The organism is Micromonospora sp. NPDC048842, from assembly GCF_040649935.1.
Lineage (GTDB): Bacteria > Actinomycetota > Actinomycetes > Mycobacteriales > Micromonosporaceae > Micromonospora > Micromonospora hortensis.
This window is the reverse complement of sequence record NZ_JBEZGK010000004.1, coordinates 230316-248481: the sequence shown is the minus strand read 5'-3', so window position 1 is coordinate 248481 and position 18166 is coordinate 230316. Positions and strand designations below refer to the sequence as shown.

Sequence of the window (18166 nt, the reverse complement as noted above, 5' to 3'; positions counted from 1 at the left end):
CCCAGTACCACCAGCACCTCCGATACCCGGCGGTAACATGGGCTACCCGCCATGACACCACGCCAATCGCGCCGTGGCGAACATTCCCGACCTCGCCCGTGCCGGACGGCGGCGGGCCAAGCTGAACGGCATGGGGTCGTCGGGAGCGCCCATGGGTGCGACGTCGGGGCAGGGGCGGCAGGCCGGCGGCACGCCCCGCGCCGCGCTGGCCGACCTGCTCGCCGGGAATCGGCGGTTCGTCAGCGGCCAGCCGGTGCACGGACACGACGTCACTGCCGCCGCTGCGGCCTCTGGCGACCAGCAGCCGTACGCGGTGGTGCTGGGCTGCATCGACTCCCGGGTGCCGCTGGAGGCGATCTTCGACCAGACCTTCGGCGCGATCTGCGTGATCCGTACCGGTGGGCACGTGCTCGATCGCGCGGTCTGCGGCTCGATCGAGTACGTGGTCGGCCAGCTCGGCGTACCGCTGGTGATGGTCCTCGGCCACGAGCGGTGCGGCGCGGTGCAGGCCACTGTGGAAGCGCTGCGCACCGGGCAGCGTCCCGGTGGGTCGCTGGCGCACCTGGTGGACGAGATCGCCCCGGCGGTCACCGAGGCGGGGCTGCACGATCCGGCGGTGCAGCCGCTGGCGATCCGCCGGCACGTCCGGCGCACGGTGCGCACCCTGCGCGAGGACGATCTGCTGGCCGGGCCGGTGGCCGCCGGCCGGGTGGCAGTGGTCGGCGGCCTCTACGACCTGGCCACCGGCGAGGTCGCCCTGCTCGATCCAGGCTGACCCGGGCCGCCGGACATGCGAGACCGCCCGCCGGGAAGTCCCAGCGGGCGGTCTCGTTGGTGCGGTGGGGGAGGGCTCAGCCCTCGAAGACGCCGGCCGCGACCAGGCGCTTCTCGGTGGCCTCCCAGCCGTCACCCGGGTGGGTGGCAGCCAGGTTGTTGATCTCCGCCCGGATCTTGGCGGCGTGGCCGGCGGCGGCCAGAACGCGGATCTCCTCGACGAAGGCGTCGGAGTCCGTGCGCAGGTGCGCGGTCTTGCCGTTGGTCAGGTTCCGCACGTAGGCGTGCTTGCCGCCGTTGAGCGGGATGAGGTACTTGAACTCGCCCAGCACGCTGAGGGCGCCACCCTGGCCAGCCTGGCCGGCCCGGACGGACGCGCGCGCGGTCTTAGAGGTGTTGCTCGCCACGGAGGTACTCCTTGCAAGACGTACGGGAGGACTGGACGTCCGGGGGCTGTGTGCGGGCCACACTGCGCTCGGCCCGCGAAGATGTAACGCGGCATAAGCCGCCGGTGGAACTGTACAGGACCACGACATCATGCTGGTCGTCGCGGTGTCCTGAGCGGTAACCGCAGCCACCCGTCCGGCTATTCCAGCCGGCGTTTTTTCCGATTCCCTGGCGCACCACGCGTCACAGGAGTCATCATGTGTTGCAGCAGCCACCTGGGTGGACGAGGTCGTAGGGGAAGACGCACCTCGCTCTCCCGGGAGGTCACCGTGCCAACGCGTGGCGTCGTATACGTCCATTCGACCCCGCTCGCCGTGTGCTCACACGTCGAGTGGGCGATCGCGCGCGTCCTAGCCGCGCCGGTCAACCTGCAGTGGACGGCTCAGCCCGTCGACCCCGGCGCACGCCGGGCCGAGTGCGGGTGGACCGGTCGTCCGGGGACGGGCGCCGAGCTGGCTGTTGCCCTCCGGCAGTGGCCCATGATCCGTTTCGAGGTCACCGAGGAGCCGAGTCCCGGTGCCGACGGTGAGCGGTTCATGTACGTGCCAGCCCGTGGCCTGTTCCGGGCAACGGTCGGCGTGGCCGGCGACATCCAGCTCGGCGAGGACCGCCTTCGGGCGCTGATGGCGGCCTCCCGGGCCCCCGAGGCGTTGGCGCACGCCCTCGACAAGGCGCTCGGCACGGCGTGGGACGCTGACCTGGAGCCCTACCGGTACGCCGGCGACGGCGCCCCGGTGACCTTGCTCACTCGGGTCGGCTGACCCGGTCGGTGGGCCGCTGGCCGTGGGCCGTCGCACCGGTGACGACCGGTAAGGTCAAGTTGCCCCGATAAGGGAGAAGCTGGTGGGATGGGCGGCGTGTCGAATCGCCCGTGGCGCGCCAGTGTCGCTGTCGCCGCCCTGACCGCCCTGCTCGTCTCCGGCTGCTCAGGTGACCCGGAGCGCCCCACGCCGACGCCCAGCCCGGTCGCCACGTCCGCGGGCCCGAGCGTCCCGGCCGCGCCGCCGGCCAGCGACCCCGCCGGCCGCGCCGCCGCGCTGGTCGCGACGCTGTCCGACGAAGACCTGGTCGGTCAGGTGCTGATGCCGTACGCCTACGGCGACTCGGCGACGAAGGTCTCCGCCGGCTCGGCGGCCGGTAATCAGGCCCTCGCCGGGGTGGACACCCCCGCCGACATGATCGCCAAGTACCGGCTGGGTGGCCTGATCCTGGTCGGCTTCAGCGCCGACGACCCGACAAAGGGCAACCAGGAGACCACCAACGTCGACAACCCCAAGCAGGTGCACGAGCTCACCGCCGGGCTGCGTACCGCCGCCGGTCGGCTCGCCGCCGGCTCGGCGCCGCTGCTCATCGGCACCGACCAGGAGTACGGCGTCGTCACCCGCGTGACCGACGGGGTCACAGTGCTGCCCAGCGCCCTCGCGGCCGGCGCGGCCGGTGACCCGAAGCTCACCGAGGCCGCCTGGCGGGCCGCCGGCGCCGAGTTGGCCGCGATGGGCATCAACATCGACTTCGCCCCGGTGGCCGACGTGCTGGCCACCCGCAGCACCGTGATCGGCTCCCGGTCGTACGGCGCCGACCCGAAGCAGGCCGCGGCGCAGGTGGGCGGCGCGGTCCGTGGCCTCCAGGCGGTCGGGGTCGCGGCCACCCTGAAGCACTTCCCCGGGCATGGTCACAGCGCCGACGACTCGCACCAGGACCTTCCGGTGCTGACCCAGTCCGCCGCGGCGTTGCAGAGCGGCGCATGGCCGCCGTTCACCGCCGGGATGGACGCGGGCGCGATGGCAGTGATGTCCGGTCACCTGGACGCGCGAGCGATCGACCCGGGGACCCCGGCGACGTTCTCGCACAAGCTGCTCACCGACGTCCTGCGCGGCCAACTCGGCTTCAAGGGCGTGGTGATCACCGACGGGATGAACATGCCGCCCGCGATGCGCTGGGCTCCCGGCGAGGCGGCGGTCCGGGCGCTCAACGCCGGTAACGACCTCATCCTGATGACCCCGAACGTCGGTCAGGCGTACGACGGGCTGCTCGCCGCGCTGCGCGGCGGATCGCTGCCCCGGACCCGGCTGGTCGAGGCGGTCACCCGGGTGCTGACCATGAAGTTCCAGCTCGCTGAGCTGCCGGCGGCGCAGATGTCAACGCTCAACACCCCGGCGCACCGGGCGGCGGCCGACGCGCTGGCCGCCGCCGCCGTCACAGTGCTGCGCGGCGCCTGCGGCAAGGCGGTACGCGGGCCGGTCACCGTCACCTCGTCCGGCGGTCGGGACGGCACCCGGGCCACGCTCACCGCAGCGTTGACCGCCGCCGGGATGCAGGTCAAGCCCAGCGGCGGCACGATCGTGCACCTGGTGGGCTACGGCGACGGCGCCAAGGACCTGAGCCCCGACGCGGCGGTCACGGTCGCCATGGACACCCCGTACGTGCTGGCCGACGCGAAGTCACCGACGCTGCTGGCGACGTACTCCTCCAGCCGGGCCTCGATGACCGCCCTCGCCGCCGTGCTCGCCGGCAAGGCCCGGCCCGGTGGCCGGTCCCCGGTGGCCGTTCCCGGTCTGCCCGCGACGACCTGTGGCACCTGACCGACCGGAAGCGGACGGCTCAGCGCCCACCTCACTCGCCCTTCGCGAGCCCGCGCACCGCGAGCCGGTACGCCGGCAGCACGTCGGTCCGTTCGGTGATCAGCCCCTCGTTGACAGCGAAGACCAGCGTCTGCCCCGCCGACTGGACGGCCAGCGCCCAGTTCCGCGACTCATCCTCCTCCTCGACCAGCGGGTTGGTGGCGAGCCAGGTCATCTCGGTGGCGTCGAAGCCGCCGGCGCGCAGGTCGCGGAACTGTTGCCCGGCGACCGTCTCGCCGGCCCCGGCTGCGAAACTCTCCAGCGCGGCGCGCGGCGTGACAGTCGGCGAGTCCGCCGCCCAGATCCGCACGAATCCGCCGCCGGCCGAGCGGCCGTCCACCTCGCAACGCACGGTGCTGCCGCCGCGCTTGGTGAGCGCCTCGCCGACCAGCTCGGCCAGCTCGCCCTTGGGAGGCTCGATCGCCTTCGCCGTCCACCCGTCGGCCAGCGGAAACGTCACCGGTACCGGGCAGGGGGAGCCGGTGCCGCCGGTGGTGCCGCCGGGCGACGCCGCAGCCACCTCGTCGTACCAGGGCTCGCCAGTGGCCTGTGGGGCCGGGCTGCCGGCCGCGGGCCCGGCGGGAGCGCCGCCGTCGTCGCCGCAGCCGGTCAGCAGGCCGAGGGTGAGCGCCGCCGACACGGCGACGCGGGTACGAGTGTCCATCGTGGTGATCCCCGTCAGTCGATCTTCAGTCGGCCCATCTAAGCCGTGCGGTCTCTCGACGTCAATCGGGATCGTGTTCCCGTGCGACGGAAATCGGGTCGCCCCCGCACCGGTCAGTCTGACAGCCTCACCCCATGGGAGCGGCAGCAGGATTCCGGCACGTGCAACAGGCGGACGGCACTGTGGTGATCACCCACCACGGCCGGGTCGCAGGCACGCTGCGCGGCGCTCGGGCCGCCGAGTTCCTGGCCGAGGTCGACGACGACCCGCAGTTGGTGATGGCCCGCTGGACCGGCAACTACCGCCACGGCAACGAGCGCACCGCCAAACAGCACCCCCGCAACCGAGGCTGAACGACGAAAGGGCCCCTCCTCTCGACGAGGAGGGGCCCTTTTCGCGGGATCTCAGGGTCGGGCGAAGACGAGAGCCACGTTGTGGCCGCCGAAGCCGAACGCGTTGTTCAACGCGGCCGGGATCTCCATGTGGCGGGCCTTGTGCGCGGCGACATCCAGGGTGAGGCCTGGGTCTGGGTCGTCGAGGTTGATCGTCGGAGGGACGACACTGTCGCGGATCGCCAGGATGGTGGCGATCGACTCCAGCGCACCGGCCGCACCGAGCAGGTGACCGGTCATCGACTTCGTCGCGGACAGCACCGGGTGGTCGCCGAGCGCCTTGTGCAGCCCGCCGATTTCCAGCATGTCCCCGATCGGGGTCGAGGTGGCGTGCGCGTTGACGTGCACGATGTCCCGCTTCGCCACGTCCGCGTCGGCGATCGCCTTGGCGATGGCCCGGATGGCGCCCTCGCCCTCGGCGTGCGGCTGCACGATGTCGTACGCGTCGGAGGTGATGCCGGCGCCGGCGAGGCGCGCGTACACCCGGGCGCCCCGGGCCGCTGCGTGCTCGGCCCGCTCCAGCACCACGATGCCGGCGCCCTCGCCGAGGACGAAGCCGTCCCGGCCCCGGTCCCACGGGCGGGAGGCCCGCTCCGGATCGTCGTTGCGGGTCGACATGGCCCGCATCGAGCTGAAGCCGGCGATCGGCAGGGGGTGGATGACCGCCTCGGTGCCGCCGGCCACCACCACGTCGGCCCGGCCGGAGCGGATGATGTCCAGGCCGAGGGCGATCGCCTCGGCGCCGGTGGCGCAGGCGCTGGCCACCGAGTGCACACCGGCCTTGGCGCCCAGCTCCAGCCCGACCCAGGCGGCCGGACCGTTCGGCATCAGCATCGGGATGGTGTGCGGGGAGACCCGCCGTGGCCCGGACGCCTCCAGGATGTCGTCCTGGGCGAGCAGGGTGGTGGCACCGCCGATGCCGGAGCCGACGCTGACGGCCAACCGCTCCCCGTCGAGGTCGGAGCCGGCGAGGCCGGCGTCCGCCCAGGCCTGCTGCGCCGCGATGATCGCGATCGCCTCGGAACGGTCCAGGCGGCGCAGGCGGACCCGGTCCAGCACCTCGGACGGCTCCACGGCCAGTTGGGCGGCGATTCGGACCGGCAGTTGCTCGGCCCACTCCTGGGTGAGGGCACTCACCCCGGAGCGGCCGGCGAGCATTGCGTCCCAGGTCGACGCGACGTCCCCGCCAAGCGGGGTCGTCGCGCCGAGCCCGGTGACGACGACGTCTGGACGACTCATGATCAGGACTGCGCCGCGATGTAGCTGACAGCGTCGCCGACGGTCTTGAGGTTCTGCACCTCGTTGTCCGGGATCTTGACGCCGAACTTCTCCTCGGCCGCGACCACTACCTCAACCATGGAGAGCGAGTCGACGTCGAGGTCGTCGGTGAAGGACTTCCCCTCGGCCACGTCGTCCGGGTTCACCCCGGCAACCTCTTCGAGGATCTCGGCGAGGCCGGTGGTGATCTCGTCACGGGTCATTGCGGTTGGTTCCTTTCATCGGGGTTCTCCGGCGGTCGGCGTCGCCGACCGCCACTCCTGGACGCGTACGCGTCCGAGGGGGTCATCAGGGGCAGCGGACGACCTGACCGGCGTAGGTCAGGCCACCGCCGAAGCCGAACAGCAGCACCGGTGCGCCCGAGGGCACCTCCCGGCGCTCGACCAGCTTGGACAGGGCCAGCGGCACGCTCGCCGCGGAGGTGTTGCCGGACTCGACGATGTCCTTCGCGATGATCGCGTCGGGGATGTTGAGCCGCTTGGCGATGCCGTCGATGATCCGGGCGTTGGCCTGGTGCGGCACGAACGCGGCCAGCTCCGACGGGTCGACCCCGGCCCGCTCGCAGGCCTGCAGCGCGAGCGGCGCGATAGCGGTGGTGGCCCAGCGGAACACCGCCTGCCCCTCCTGCTGGATGTACGGGCGCCAACCCTCGATGCGGACCGCGTCGCTCTTGTCCGGCACCGAACCCCAGACGACCGGGCCGATCCCGGTCGGCTCGTCGTCGGCGGTGGCGGAGACCACTGCGGCACCGGCCCCGTCCGCGAAGATGATGCAGGTGGAGCGGTCGGTCCAGTCGGTGAAGTCGGACAGCTTCTCCGCGCCGATGACGATCGCGTTGCGCGACGCCCCGGCCCGGATGGCGTGGTCGACGGTGCCCAGCGCGTACGCGAAGCCCGAGCAGGCGGTGTTGAGGTCGAACGCGCCAGGGGCGGTGATGCCCAGCTTGGCGGCGACCCGGCAGGCCACGTTGGGGCTGCGGTCGATGGAGGAGCAGGTGGCGACCACTACCAGGTCGATGTCGGCGGCGGTCAGGCCCGAATTGGCCAGCGCCTTGCCGGCAGCCGCGGCGGCCATGTCGGCGACAGTCTCACTGTCGGCGATCCGCCGGCTGACGATGCCGACCCGGTCGCGAATCCACTCGTCGTTGGTGTCGACGAGCTGGGCGATGTCGTCGTTTGTCACCACCCGGGAGGGCTGGTAGTGCCCCATCGAGACGATGCGACTGCCAGTCATGAACGACCTCCGATACGGGCGATCAGGTCCCGTGCGGCCGGCAGGTCGTCCGGGGTGTTGAGGGTGACGATCTCCGGGGCGCCGTCGCCCTTGAGTTCCCGCTTGACCAGGCCGGCGAGGGTGCCGGCCGGGGGCAGTTCGATCACGCCGGTGACCCCGAGGTCGGCCAGCGTACGCATGCACAGGTCCCAGCGCACCGGTGCGGTGACCTGCCGAACGAGGCGCTGCACCATGGCCGCGCCGTTGTCGACGGCGGTGCCGTCGAGGTTCGACAGCAGGGTCCGGGCCGGGTCGGCGGGGGTGATCCCGGCGGCCTCCGCGGCGAGCGCGGTCTCGGCCGGAGCCATGTACGGGGTGTGGAACGCGCCGGCCACCTGGAGCCGGATGATCCGGGTCCGTGCGGGCGGCGCGGCGGCGAGCTTGTCGAGCCCGTCCAGGGCGCCCGCGGCGACGATCTGCCCGGCGCCGTTGCGGTTGGCCGGGTAGAGCCCGTTCGCCTCGATCGCGGCGATCACCTCGTCGGGGTCACCACCGAGAACCGCGGCCATTCCGGTCGGCTCCAGCGCGCACGCGGCGGCCATCTCCCGGCCGCGGACGCCGGCCAGGGTGATAGCGGCGTCGGCCGTCAGCACACCGGCCAGGGCGGCGGCACCCAACTCGCCGACGCTGTGGCCGGCGGTGAGCGCGACGCCGTCCAGCGGCAGGTGCTCGGCCGCGAGCAACGCCGCTGCGACCAGCAACGGCTGGGTGCGGGCGGTGTCCTTGATCTCGTCGGCGTCGGCGTCGGTGCCCAGGTGCAGCAGGTCGACCCCGGCCAACGCCGACCAGTCGCGCAGTCGCGCCTCGGTGCCGGTCAGGTCGAGCCAGGGGGTCAGGAAGCCGGGTTTCTGAGAACCCTGGCCGGGACTAAGTACGGCGAGCACGTCTATGACTCTCCCGGATAAAGGCGGGTAACGCGGTGCCGCCTTCGACCAAACCACACTAGGACCTTTAGAGGTTTCCTACAAAGATCGGCGGGGATCATCCTCGGTTTGGGCGGATTTCCGGGTAGCCGGGGTCATTGTCTGAGTCGGGACCGGCGAGGCCAGCGGGGCGACCGGATCCAACCGACCCACGGTCAGCGCGACCTGAAGGGCGAACGCGTCGCGCGGCGACAGTGGCGAGAACCCCGTCACCTCGGCGATCCGGCGCAACCGGTAGCGCACCGTGTTCGGGTGCACGAACAGTGCCCGGGCCGCGCTCTCCAGCGTGCCACCTGCGGCCAGGAAGGCGTCCAGGGTCGCCAGCAGTTCCCCTCCGGCGCGCACCAGCGTCGCGTACACATCGTGACGCAGCCGCCGACGGGCCTCCGCGTCGCCGGCGAGGGCCCGCTCCGGCAGCAGGTCCGCGGCCGGCACCGGTCGGGGCGCGCTCGGCCAGGCCGGTGCGGCCCGAAAGCCGGACAGCGCGGCCCGCGCCGACTCGGTCGCCTCGTCGAGGCTCGGTACGGCGGGACCGACCACCACCGGGCCGTCCCCGAAAGCGCTCAGCAGCTTCGCTGTGGCGGTCAGCGGGTCAGGTGCGCCACCCAGCACGATCACCAGCCGGTCGCCGTGGACGCCGCCGATCACCTCCACGCCGATCCGGCGGGCCTGCCGGTAGACCACGTGCAGCACCGCGGAGACCTCGCCGCCGGGCGACCGACCGACAGCCACCGCCACCGGCGGCGCGTCCGCCCAGCCGAGCGCGGCGGCCCGACTGGCCAGGACGTCAGGCGAGTCACCGCGCAACAGCGCGTCGACCAGCAGCGCCTGCAACCGGGCGTCCCAGGCGCCGCGCGACTCGGCGGCCCGCGCGTACACCCGGGCGGCGGAGAACGCGATCTCCCGGGAGAAGCGCAGCACCGCCTCGCGTAGCTGCTGCTCCTCGCCCTCGGCGGCCAGGTGCGACACCTGCTCCTCGACCACGTCGATCGTCACCTTGATCAACGCCACGGTCTGCTGGAGGGTGATCGACCGGGCCAGCGCCTGCGGTGCGGCGGCGAAGACCTCGTCCGAGACCTCCTGGGTGCTGTCCGCAGTGCCGCCGCCCTCGCGCAGCCACTGCACCAGCGACCTCGCGCCCGCCTGGGCCACCAGCATCACCCAGGAACGCTGGTCGGCCGGCAACGCCCGGAACCAGGGCAGCGTCTCGTCCATCCGGGCCACGCTGGAGGTGGCCAACGCCCCCGCCGATCGTTCGATCCGACGCAGCGTGGCCGACAGCTCCCCACCGCCCGGCGTGCTCACCGCCCTAGCCTGACACGTCGTGAGCAGGCCAACCACGCCGGCACCGGTCAGCGGGCCGCCGCCGGGGCCCGTCTCACGGCTGTGGGGGAGCGGGCAGCCCCAGCTCCTGGGCCAGGATCGCAGCCTGCACCCGGCTACGCAGGCTCAGCTTCGCCAGGATCCGGCTCACATGTGTCTTGGTGGTGCTCTCCGCCAGCACCAGCCGACCGGCGATCTGCTGGTTGGACAGGCCCAGGCCGAGGCAGGCCAGCACGTCGCGCTCGCGTGGGGTGAGGGTGTCCAGCGCGGCCCGGGTGGCCGCGGACGCGCCCGGCGTGGTGGCCGCGAAGGCGGTGATCAACCGGCGGGTCACCGCGGGGGCGATGAAGCCGTCGCCACGCGCCACCGTCCGCACCGCCGCCACCAGACCGTCGGCGTCGGTGTCCTTCAGCAGGAAACCGGCCGCACCGGCACGCAACGCGCCGAAGACGTACTCGTCGAGGTCGAAGGTGGTGAGCACCAGCACGTCGGCGAGCCCGTCGGCGACGATGGCCCGGGTCGCGGAGATCCCGTCCCGGCGGGGCATCCGGACGTCCAGGACCGCCACGTCCGGGCGCGACTCCCGACACAACCGCACCGCCTCGTCGCCGTCGGCTGCCTCGCCGACCACCTCGATGCCCGGTGAGCCGTTCAGGATCAGGGCAAGTCCGGCCCGTACCGCCGGCTGGTCGTCGGCGAGCACCACTCGTACCGTCGCCGGACCCGCGTCGTCCGGCGGCCGAACCGGCCCGGTCACCCGACCTCCCCGGTGGGCAGGGCGGCCCGGACCAGCCACCGACCATCCTGCGGCCCCGCGGTGATCCGACCGGCCAGCAGCGTGGTCCGCTCCCGCATGCCGATCAGCCCGGCCCCGGCGCCCGGCAGACCGACCCAGTGCCGACGCACCGGGTTCTCCACAGTCAGCACCACCTCCGCCGACCCGTACGCGATCGTCAGGTCGGCCTCACCCGTGCCGTGCTTGAGCGCGTTGGTCAACGACTCCTGCACGATCCGGTACGCGGCCAGGTCCACCGCCACCGGCAGCGGCCCCGGTGTGCCGTCGGTGCGGACCCGCACCGCGAGGCCGGCCGCCCGGACCCGCTCGACCAGTCCGTCCGCCTCGGCCAACCGCGCGGTGACCACCTCCGGCGCGGCCGGGTCGTCACCCGATGGCGCCGAACCACCGGTGGCCCCCGGCTCGCGCAGTACCTCGATCATCTGACGCATCTCCGCCAGCCCCTGCACGCTGCTCTCCCGGATCACCCGCAACGCCGACTCGACCTGGCCGCGATCCAACCCGGGCACGGAGAGCACGGCGGTGGCGTGGATGGCCACCGCGCTGAGGTGGTTCGCGACAACGTCGTGCAGCTCCCGGGCCATCCTGGCCCGTTCGGCGCTGACCGCCTGCCGACGATCCAACTCGACCAGCCGGGCGGTCTGCTCGGCCCGCGCCCGTTCGGCGGCGGCCTGGTCGCGGTACTGCCGCACACTGATGCCGGTCAGGACCGGCAGCACCCCGGCGAGCACCACCAGCACCCCGAGCGCCGCTCCGCGCCACTGGCCGTACCCGAGCACGCCGACGACCACCCCGACCAGGCTCAGCGCCACGGTGATCCGCAGCAACCACCGCCACAGCCGGGGCGGGCCGTACACGCAGGCGTCGTAGAGCACCTGCGTGTAGACCAGGACCGTGCCGAGCGAACTGCCCAGCGCCGTGTCGACCACCAGCGCGCCGGTCCCCACGGCCAGGCTGGCGCGTGGTGCGACCCGCCGTAGGCCGACGGCGACGCAGACCGCCACCAGCGGCGGCAGGAACAGCGCCGACGGCACGTTCCCGTCCGGACGGACCTGCGGTTGCCAACCCAGGGCGTGCAGCACCAGGCCACCGGCCAGTGACGCTCCGGCCAGCACGAGGTCGCGGCCGAGAGTGCCGGAGTCGAGCCACGGTGGCGCACGCATGCCCCGATCCCACCACAGCCGCCGCCCGCCGAACTCCCACCGGGGGAGGACCTCGACCGCATCGCCATGCGCCGAAAGGGGTACGCGGACCCGTACCGACCGCCGGTGGGCCCTCGGTAGTGGCGACCCGGGTGAACTGCGCGAAAAGAAGGTGTGAACTGCATAACCGGCCCCCGCGCTCAGCGGCCTCTTCGAGGACCGACCGGTCCGGACCCCGGGTACGCTGCGCGCGGCCCGTCGGTCCCGGCCAGTACGGTGACAGGGCACCTCGGGGAGAGCACCCGGGGGCGAGGCGAGCGTGAGGAGACCGGGGATGGCGCACGGGGAGGCCGAGCACGGCTGCGCCCAGGGCGAGCCCTGCCGGCCGGGGCACCACGACCCGCAGGCGGCTGGCAAGCACCGCCGGCCGGTCGGCGGCGCACCATCGCACCCGGTGGAGCCACTGCACGGGCGCGTCGATGACGAACCAGTGCTGCCGCGTCAGCGCTCCGCCGAGCCCGCCGGTCTCGCCGAGCCCGACTCGGACGTTCCCGCTGGTTGCCTCAGCGAACTTCCCGGCTGGGCCGGGGCACATCGGCACGGCGCGGTCCGACCGCGGCCGCGTGCCACCCGCCGGGAGCGCCCACCGCGCCGCTGGTGCTGAAACACCGCCGACGCACCCGCTGATCAGCGAGTGCGCCGGGTCAGCGCGTGCGCCAGCTCAGCGCGTGCGGCGTCGGATCAGTAGGGCGATCCCGGCGAGGCCGACAGTGATGGTCAGCATCACGCCGACGTTGAGCAGCAGCAGGTGTTGCAGGTCGCCGAGCGCCTCGTCGAGGTCCTTCGCCGGGTCCAGCGTGTCCTCCGGGAGAACTCGCTCGCCGCCGCCCGCGCCGCCACTGACAGTGTCGAACTGCCGCTCCAGCGGCACACCGGCGGTGCGCAGGGTCTCGGACATGCTGAGCCGACCCAGGAACCAGCCCGCGCTGGTCTTGCGGCCATCCGGCTGCTTCGCCGGCCGGAAGACGCGAGGGCCGCCGATCGCCTTGGGATAGAGGTCGTAGGTCTGCTTCGGCGTCTCGCCGGCGAGCACCACGACAGTGTATTTCGGACCGAGGTTTGCTGCCTTCGGACCGGTTGGCATGCCGGTGCGAGCGAGGAAGTTGACCTGGTCGATGACCGCGCCCACGAGGGCGGGCTCCTTGTCCGCGTGCAACCGCAGCGGCGCGGACAGCCCCGTGCCGCTGATGTCCACTCCGGCGGGTGCCGGCTTCGGCGCCGCCGAGGCCGAGTTGGCGGTGCCAAGCGACAGCAGTGCCACCGCCAGCGTGCCCGCCAACACGGCGGCCAACCGCCTCATGTGTCGGACCATCCCGCCTCCTCGCCCCGTTCGATGGATGGCTTCGTCGTGACGTCTGGACCGATCTGCCGGTGCGGCATCGACCGGATGGTCGCGTCCACTCCTACAGACTCCGCAGAACGTCGATGAGTTGCAGCTTTCGGAACAGTAATTGGAACTATCTGCGATCTCTGCTCGACTAATGAGGAGCCGTTTGATCAGCGGGCGGATCGTACCCTTACGGAGGGGTTCATGGGGGGCAGGGTTACACGTACGGTGCGGGTCATGCCAGTGGTGCTCGGCGTGGCGTTCGGTGTGTCGTTTCTGGTGCCGGCGACTCCGGCCGCCGCCCACAACCAGCTGACCGGCAGCAACCCGCGGGACGGTGCCCGCGTGGCATCGGCACCCGCCCGGGTCGAGCTGCGGTTCCTCGCCAAGCCGTCACCGACTACGACGAAGATCACAATAACCGGACCGGACAATGTGGTCGCTGGCGGGACTCCCGCCTTCGATGGCAGTCGGGTGCGGGTGCCGTTCAAGCCGGCCGCCGCCGGGCTCTACATCGTCGGCTACCAGCTCGCGTCGGCCGACGGGCACCCGGTGAAGGGCGAGGTGCGGTTCACCCTCACCACCGGCACCGCCGCCGACCCGTCCGCCTCGCCGTCGGCCGTCGTCAGCACCAACCCGGCCGGCTCGCCCTCGGCTGCCGCGTCGGCCGCCGGCGTACCCTCCAGCGGGCCCGCGTCGGCGACCCCCGGCAGCGCGACGGCCTCCACTGTGCCAGCGGCGTCGGAGCGGTCCGACTCCGGCGGTCGCTGGTGGATCTGGGCGCTCGGCGGCCTGTCGCTGCTCGCCGCACTCGGGGCCGGCCTGGTGTTCCGCCGCCGACGCGGAGCCCAGTGACCACTGGGCTGACCCTGCTCCGCGATCTTGCACTTACTGTCCCGACACAAGGGGCATCCCACTCATGTCGACAACCGAAAGTGCAAGATCGGCGCGGTGGTGGTGGGTCAGACCAGACGCAGGCGGGCGGCGCGCATCCGGGTCAGGGTGCGCTCGCGACCGAGCACCTCCAGCGACTCGAACAGCGGCAGACCCACTGTGCGGCCAGTGACCGCGACCCGCACCGGCGCCTGCGTCTTGCCGAGCTTGAGGCCCCGCTCGGCGCCGACCGCCTCCAGCGTCGACTTCAACGACTCGGCGTCCCAGGACTCCAGCGCCTCGAACGCCGCGACGGCGTCGTCCAGCAGCTCGGCGGAACCGTCCTTCATCGTCTTGGTCCAGGCGGCCTCGTCGATCAGGGGCGACGCCAGGAAGAGGAAGTCGACGTTCGGAACGATCTCGCTGAGCACCGCGATCCGCGTCTGGGCCAGCGGCGCCACGGCGGCGAACGCGTCGGCGTCGAACTCCTCCGGCTGCCACGGCGGCGGCGCGATGGTCCCGGTGCCGGTCAACCACGGCTGGCAGGCGTCGATGAACTCGGCCACCGGCAGCGCGCGAATGTACTCGCCGTTGAACGCGCGCAGCTTCTTCTCGTCGAAGAACGCCGAGGAGAGGTTGACCTCGTCCAGCCGGAACTCGTCCTCGATGACCGACCAGGGAACGATCTCCCGGTCCCCGGAGGGGGCCCAGCCGAGCAGCATGAGGTAGTTGCGCATCGAGCCGGACAGGTAACCCTCGTCGCGGTACGCCTCCAGGGCGACCTTGTCCCGGCGCTTGGAGAGCTTCTGCCGCTTCTCGTTGACCACCACCGGCACGTGCGCCCAGATCGGCGGCTTGACCCCGAGGGCTTCCCAGAGCAGCTGCTGCTTGGGGGTGTTGGGCAGGTGTTCTTCGGCCCGGATCACGTGGGTGATCCCCATGGTCATGTCGTCGACGACGTTGGCCAGCAGGAAGACCGGCGAGCCGTCGCCCCGGGCGATGACGAAGTCCTCGATGAGCTTGTTCTCGAAGGTGGGCTCACCACGGATCAGGTCGACCACAACTGTCGCGCCCTCGTCGGGCGTACGGAAGCGCAGGGCGTGCCCGGGGCCGGGGCCGAGGCCACGGTCGCGGTGGTAGCCGTCGTAGCCCTGGTACTGCGAGCCGGTGCGGGCCTGCACGTCCTCGCGGGTGCAGTCGCAGTAGTAGGCGCGGCCCGAGTCGAACAGGCGCGCGGCGGCGGCCCGGTGCTCGCCGGCGTTCGCGGACTGGAAGTACGGGCCCTCGTAGCTGCCCCGGGAGATCCCGATCCAGTCCAGCGCGGAGAGGATGCCCTCGGTCCACTCGGGCTTGTTACGCGCCGCGTCGGTGTCCTCGATGCGCAGCACGAACACGCCGCCCTGCTGCTTGGCGTAGATCCAGTTCTGCAGCGCCGAGCGGGCGCCGCCGACGTGGAACATACCGGTCGGGGAAGGGGCGAAGCGCACACGTACTGTCACGTCCCCCAGCCTACGGCGGTACGCGACTGCTTTCCGCCACCGCCCCCTTGCTCAGGGGACGGAGCGGATCTTGACGACCAGTGCGCTGCCGAGCAGGGTGACCACCGCGGTGACCGCGTAGAGCGTGGGATAGCCGCCCAGGTACACCACGAGCGGGGCGGAGAGCGCCGGACCGAGCACCTGCGGCGCCGAGTTGGCGATGTTGATGACGCCCAGGTCCTTGGCCCGGTCGGTGGCCCGGGGCAGCACCTGGGTGATCAACGCGGCGTCCACCGAGAGGTAGACGCCGTAGCCGGCGCCGAGCAGCAGCGCGGCGACGACCGCCATCGGCCAGACCGGCGCGACAGCGAGCAGCAGCGCGGCCACCGCCATGATCAGCCCGGAGACGATCACGTAGATCTTGCGGCGGCCGGAACGGTCGGACATCCGGCCGGCGACCACAGCGGTCAGCATCATCCCGAGCGTGTAGAGCAGGATCAGGATCAGCAGGCCGCCCTCGGGGTCGGGGTGGCGCACCCCGTCGCTGAGGAAGTACAGCAGGTAGAGGGTGCCCAGGGCGTTGCCCAACTGGACCAGGAACCGGGTGATCCAGGCCCAGGCGAAATCCGGGTGCCGGCGGGGGCTGATCCACATCGAGGCGAGTAGCGCCCGCGTGCGGATCGCCGGCCGATGCGTACGCGGCAGCGGTTCGTCGGGCGTGAGCAGCGCGAACGGCAGTGACAGCAGCAGGATGGTCACGGCGATGGCCAGGTAGCCGGCGGCATTGCCGGTGACCACGGCGGTGACCAGCACCGCGCCGAGCACCAACCCGAGCGCCTGCGGGATGCCCACCCACCCCGAGACCCCGCCGCGCTGCGTCACCGGAACCCGGTCCGGGATGGCGGCACTGAGGCTGGCCAGCATCGCGTTGAAGCAGACCTGCGCGGCGACCCAGCCGAGGGCGACCCCGAGGATGGTCCGTTGCTGGGCCAGCAGCACCAGGGCCGCCGCGCCGAGCACTGCCCCGCCCGCCGTCCAGACGTGCCGACGGCCGAACTCGCGTCCGGCGATCCGCAGGCAGGTCCGGTCGGAGAACGCGCCGGCCAGGGGGTTGGCCAGCACCGCGGCCAGCGCACCGAGGCCGGTGACCACTGCCAGCATGTTCTCCTTGTCGCCGGGCGCGATCTGCTCGATCTGCTGCGGCAGCAGCACCTGGATGGGCGTGAAGAACGCCATCCACACGCCGAGGTTGGCCGCGAAGATCAAACCGATCCAGCCGCGCCGTACCGGCACCGTCGGCTCGGCGAGCGCCGCCGGCAGCGACGCCGGCGTCGGGTCGAGGGTGGTCACCGCGCCGACCCCGGCCGGCTGGCCGCGATGACGTCGCGCAACCAGGTGTACGACGACTTCGGCGTACGGGTCTGGGTGGCGTAGTCGACGTGCACCAGACCGAAGCGCTTGGTGAACCCCTCGGCCCACTCCCAGTTGTCCAGCAGCGACCAGACGAAGTAGCCGTGGACGTCCACCCCGTCGTCGATGGCGGACCGCACCGCCCGCAGGTGCCCGTCGAGGTACGCGATCCGCTCCGGGTCGGCCACCTGCCCGTCGGCGTCGGGTGCGTCGTCGTACGCGCAGCCGCTCTCGGTGATCTCGATGGGCGGCAGCGCGTCGCCGTACGTGTCGCGCAGCCAGCCGAGCAACTCGCGCAGCCCGTCGGGGGCCACCGGCCAGTCGAAGGCGGTGCGTGGGTAGCCGTCCAGCGGCACGAGGTCGAACGGCAGGGGTGAACCCTCCTCGGCGGCCCGTACGCCGGTGGGGTTGTAGTAGTTGACTCCGAGCACGTCGATCGGCGCGGCGATGATGTCGAGGTCGCCGGGGTGGATGACGCTCGGGTCGAAGCCGGGCAGCTCCGGGTAGCCGCGTCCGAGCAGCGGGTCGGTGAAGAGCCGGTTGTGCAGCGCCTCGTACGTCGCCCCGGCGGCCCGGTCGGCGTCGCGGTCGCCGAGCACCCGCACCGGCGAGTAGTTGTTGGCGATCGCCACCGGGCTGGCGCTGTGGGCCCGCAGCGCGGCGACCGCGAGCCCGTGCCCGAGCAGTTGGTGGTGGGCGACCGGGAAGGCGTCGAACAGCAGCGTCCGGCCGGGGGCGTGTTCGCCCATGCCGTAGCCGAGGCTCATGTGGATGAACGGCTCGTTGAGGGTGATCCAGAGTCGGACCCGGTCGCCGAGCCGGGCGGCGGTCTTCTCGGCGTACTCGGCGAAGCGGGCGGCGGTGTCGCGGTGCAGCCAGCCGCCGCCGTCTTCGAGGGGTTGCGGCAGGTCCCAGTGGTAGAGGGTGGCCACCGGGTCGACGCCGGCGGCCAGCAACTCGTCCACCAGGCGGTCGTAGAAGTCCAGGCCGGCCGGGTTGGCCGGACCGCATCCGGTGGGCTGGACCCGGGGCCAGGCGATGGAGAACCGGTACGCGGAGACGCCCAGGCCGGCCAGCAGCGTGACGTCCTCGGTGTGCCGGTGGTAGTGGTCGCAGGCCACCTCGCCGCTGCTGCCGTCGCTGATCCGCCCGGGGGAGTGCGCGAACGTGTCCCAGATGGACGGACCGCGCCCGTCGGCGGTGGTGGCGCCCTCGATCTGGTGGGCCGATGTGGAGACGCCCCAGCGGAAGCCGGTGGGGAACTGGGGCATCGGTGCGGTCGACATGCGCCCTCCCGGTCAACGTGAAACGTGTTCGGGACTTTAGAGCGCTCTCGATGAATGCGCCATAGGCCGGCCTGGCGCATTCCGCAATGGTTGATCGGCG

At 72.3% G+C, this 18166-nt stretch carries 18 protein-coding genes and 1 pseudogene; 6 read left to right on the top strand and 13 right to left on the bottom strand.

Going from position 1 to position 18166, the window contains the following annotated elements; all coding sequences use genetic code 11:
• Positions 1 to 151: 151 nt before the first annotated feature.
• The gene (locus AB0C19_RS08245; protein ID WP_357181629.1) at positions 152 to 775 is read left to right on the top strand and encodes a carbonic anhydrase; all 624 of its coding nucleotides are present in this window, start codon (positions 152 to 154) and stop codon (positions 773 to 775) included.
• A gap of 76 nt (positions 776 to 851) precedes the next feature.
• Here the strand turns inward: AB0C19_RS08245 and AB0C19_RS08240 are convergent, their stop codons facing one another.
• The gene (locus AB0C19_RS08240; protein ID WP_030330285.1) at positions 852 to 1181 is read right to left on the bottom strand and encodes a hypothetical protein; all 330 of its coding nucleotides are present in this window, start codon (positions 1179 to 1181) and stop codon (positions 852 to 854) included.
• Positions 1182 to 1490: 309 nt separating this feature from the next.
• On the opposite strand from AB0C19_RS08240, the gene AB0C19_RS08235 reads away from it, so the two are divergent.
• Both AB0C19_RS08235 and AB0C19_RS08230 read left to right on the top strand, forming a co-directional pair.
• The gene (locus tag AB0C19_RS08235; protein WP_030488755.1) at positions 1491 to 1982 is read left to right on the top strand and encodes a DUF3145 domain-containing protein; all 492 of its coding nucleotides are present in this window, start codon (positions 1491 to 1493) and stop codon (positions 1980 to 1982) included.
• A gap of 87 nt (positions 1983 to 2069) precedes the next feature.
• A complete protein-coding gene (locus tag AB0C19_RS08230; RefSeq protein ID WP_357181266.1) occupies positions 2070 to 3803 on the top strand; it encodes a glycoside hydrolase family 3 N-terminal domain-containing protein in 1734 nt (577 codons plus the stop codon).
• Between the two features lie 31 nt (positions 3804 to 3834).
• Here the strand turns inward: AB0C19_RS08230 and AB0C19_RS08225 are convergent, their stop codons facing one another.
• Positions 3835 to 4506 carry a lipoprotein gene (locus tag AB0C19_RS08225; protein WP_357181262.1) on the bottom strand — a complete coding sequence of 224 codons (672 nt, stop codon included), beginning with the start codon at positions 4504 to 4506 and terminating at the stop codon, positions 3835 to 3837.
• A 134-nt stretch (positions 4507 to 4640) separates the two neighbouring features.
• Between AB0C19_RS08225 and AB0C19_RS08220 the strand changes: the two genes are divergently transcribed.
• Positions 4641 to 4859 (top strand): hypothetical protein, encoded by a 219-nt coding sequence (locus AB0C19_RS08220; protein ID WP_357181259.1) that lies wholly within the window; start codon positions 4641 to 4643, stop codon positions 4857 to 4859.
• A 51-nt stretch (positions 4860 to 4910) separates the two neighbouring features.
• On the opposite strand, the gene fabF is transcribed toward AB0C19_RS08220, so the two are convergent.
• The 7 genes and pseudogenes from fabF to AB0C19_RS08185 form a co-directional block, all read right to left on the bottom strand.
• Positions 4911 to 6137 carry a beta-ketoacyl-ACP synthase II gene (gene fabF, locus AB0C19_RS08215; RefSeq protein ID WP_091409277.1) on the bottom strand — a complete coding sequence of 409 codons (1227 nt, stop codon included), beginning with the start codon at positions 6135 to 6137 and terminating at the stop codon, positions 4911 to 4913.
• A gap of 2 nt (positions 6138 to 6139) precedes the next feature.
• Positions 6140 to 6379 (bottom strand): acyl carrier protein, encoded by a 240-nt coding sequence (locus tag AB0C19_RS08210; protein WP_030330276.1) that lies wholly within the window; start codon positions 6377 to 6379, stop codon positions 6140 to 6142.
• Between the two features lie 85 nt (positions 6380 to 6464).
• The gene (locus tag AB0C19_RS08205; RefSeq protein WP_091409280.1) at positions 6465 to 7409 is read right to left on the bottom strand and encodes a beta-ketoacyl-ACP synthase III; all 945 of its coding nucleotides are present in this window, start codon (positions 7407 to 7409) and stop codon (positions 6465 to 6467) included.
• A 14-nt stretch (positions 7410 to 7423) separates the two neighbouring features.
• Positions 7424 to 8332, bottom strand: a pseudogene (locus AB0C19_RS08200) (ACP S-malonyltransferase); the annotation flags it as partial.
• A 78-nt stretch (positions 8333 to 8410) separates the two neighbouring features.
• Positions 8411 to 9712, bottom strand: a complete 1302-nt coding sequence (locus AB0C19_RS08195; RefSeq protein ID WP_279616386.1) for a helix-turn-helix domain-containing protein — start codon at positions 9710 to 9712, stop codon at positions 8411 to 8413.
• A gap of 37 nt (positions 9713 to 9749) precedes the next feature.
• Entirely contained in the window at positions 9750 to 10451 is a 702-nt protein-coding gene (locus tag AB0C19_RS08190) for a response regulator transcription factor (RefSeq protein WP_357181253.1), read from the bottom strand.
• A complete protein-coding gene (locus AB0C19_RS08185; protein ID WP_357181250.1) occupies positions 10448 to 11653 on the bottom strand; it encodes a histidine kinase in 1206 nt (401 codons plus the stop codon). The genes AB0C19_RS08190 and AB0C19_RS08185 overlap by 4 nt, the downstream gene beginning before the upstream one ends.
• A 313-nt stretch (positions 11654 to 11966) precedes the next feature.
• Between AB0C19_RS08185 and AB0C19_RS08180 the strand changes: the two genes are divergently transcribed.
• Positions 11967 to 12296 carry a hypothetical protein gene (locus AB0C19_RS08180; RefSeq protein WP_112582586.1) on the top strand — a complete coding sequence of 110 codons (330 nt, stop codon included), beginning with the start codon at positions 11967 to 11969 and terminating at the stop codon, positions 12294 to 12296.
• 57 nt (positions 12297 to 12353) lie between these two features.
• Here the strand turns inward: AB0C19_RS08180 and AB0C19_RS08175 are convergent, their stop codons facing one another.
• Positions 12354 to 13004 (bottom strand): hypothetical protein, encoded by a 651-nt coding sequence (locus AB0C19_RS08175; protein ID WP_357181246.1) that lies wholly within the window; start codon positions 13002 to 13004, stop codon positions 12354 to 12356.
• A 252-nt stretch (positions 13005 to 13256) separates the two neighbouring features.
• Here AB0C19_RS08175 and AB0C19_RS08170 point away from each other — a divergent pair, with 252 nt between their 5' ends.
• On the top strand, positions 13257 to 13874 hold the full coding sequence (locus tag AB0C19_RS08170; protein WP_357181242.1) for a copper resistance CopC family protein: 618 nt from the start codon (positions 13257 to 13259) through the stop codon (positions 13872 to 13874).
• A gap of 107 nt (positions 13875 to 13981) precedes the next feature.
• On the opposite strand, the gene gltX is transcribed toward AB0C19_RS08170, so the two are convergent.
• The 3 genes from gltX to AB0C19_RS08155 are packed head-to-tail and all read right to left on the bottom strand — an operon-like array spanning position 13982 to position 18066.
• Positions 13982 to 15391 (bottom strand): glutamate--tRNA ligase, encoded by a 1410-nt coding sequence (gltX, locus tag AB0C19_RS08165; RefSeq protein ID WP_357181239.1) that lies wholly within the window; start codon positions 15389 to 15391, stop codon positions 13982 to 13984.
• Between the two features lie 51 nt (positions 15392 to 15442).
• On the bottom strand, positions 15443 to 16720 hold the full coding sequence (locus AB0C19_RS08160) for an MFS transporter (RefSeq protein WP_357181236.1): 1278 nt from the start codon (positions 16718 to 16720) through the stop codon (positions 15443 to 15445).
• Entirely contained in the window at positions 16717 to 18066 is a 1350-nt protein-coding gene (locus AB0C19_RS08155) for a GH1 family beta-glucosidase (protein ID WP_357181233.1), read from the bottom strand. Before AB0C19_RS08155 ends, AB0C19_RS08160 begins: the two co-directional genes overlap by 4 nt.
• Between the last annotated feature and the right edge of the window lie 100 nt (positions 18067 to 18166).